Source organism: Campylobacter sp. RM15925 (assembly GCF_012978775.1).
GTDB classification, from domain to species: Bacteria; Campylobacterota; Campylobacteria; order Campylobacterales; family Campylobacteraceae; genus Campylobacter_A; species Campylobacter_A canis.
This window is the reverse complement of record NZ_LIWP01000031.1, coordinates 1-1,029: the sequence shown is the minus strand read 5'-3', so window position 1 is coordinate 1,029 and position 1,029 is coordinate 1. Positions and strand designations below refer to the sequence as shown.

The following is a 1,029-nucleotide window of genomic DNA, read 5'->3' as shown; positions in this document are numbered from 1 at the left end:
GGATATTAATCCTGTTGAGATTAGGTTGAGGGGTTTGAGGAAGTATCCCACTACAAAGATTAATGCACCTATGATACCCATAACAAATACGGTTGAAAATATAGTTTCATGATAAATAATTTCATTTAAAACAGGATCATAATCGCTAAGTGAGTTATCAGAGCAGATAAGCCAATTGGCTCTATCATATTTTTGGCAAGCAAAAAGCCTCTCGTCTCCGCCTAAAGTATGGACATACGCCTTACCTTGAGTAGTTGCGTAGCTATCTATAGCCAAATTTATAGCCGTTTTTAAACCTGGTTCATCAGACAATATAAAATTATTATTTGGATGATAGACCAAAAGCTTTGCGTCGATATCAACGATAGCAACACTACTGCTTTGCGACTCTTTCATCTGCGCAACATCTTTTGCTATATCGTCTAAATACATATCGGCAGCTACGACACCTACCGCTTTGCCGTCTATTATTATTGGCTTAACGATAGTAAGAGTGTATTTGCCGCTTGATTGCGCCAAATAAGGATGAGTAAATACTAAATCCCCCTTTGCTACACTTTGCTTATACCAAGGCTTGACTCTTGAATCAAAATTATCCTTTTCAGGTGTCAAATGAAGGAATTCAATCTTTTCGTTTGACTTTCTAACAGCATCAAACAGATCGCCGTTATCACCAAAACCTATGTAAAATTCGGCTATATTTAAAGTCGTAGCCATAGTCATTAAACGATCCTTAAGACTCTGCCTATCTTGCATTAGATAAGGATTTTCTTGAATATATTTGGCTAAATTTTCAACAGCAACTATTTTAGAGTTAAAATACTCTCTTACATATATCGCCACAGAGCGCGTAGAAGCCTCTTTGGATGTTTTAGATACATCTATGATAGTATCTTTCATGCCCTTATAGCTTACGGTTTCAAATATAGCAAAAGCTATAGTAAGCAACACAAATATAATTAAAGCTATTTTATTCGCAGCTTTTTTCATCTAATCTCTCCTTGATTGTTTTTCATATCCTTAGAATTT

1 protein-coding gene is annotated in these 1,029 nt (G+C 35.5%); it reads right to left on the bottom strand.

Features of this window, described 5'->3' with window-relative positions; genetic code table 11:
• Positions 1–990: cache domain-containing protein (locus CDOM15925_RS09905; RefSeq protein WP_169943242.1), on the bottom strand; the 990-nt coding region annotated here is incomplete at its 3' end.
• Positions 991–1,029: the final 39 nt, after the last annotated feature.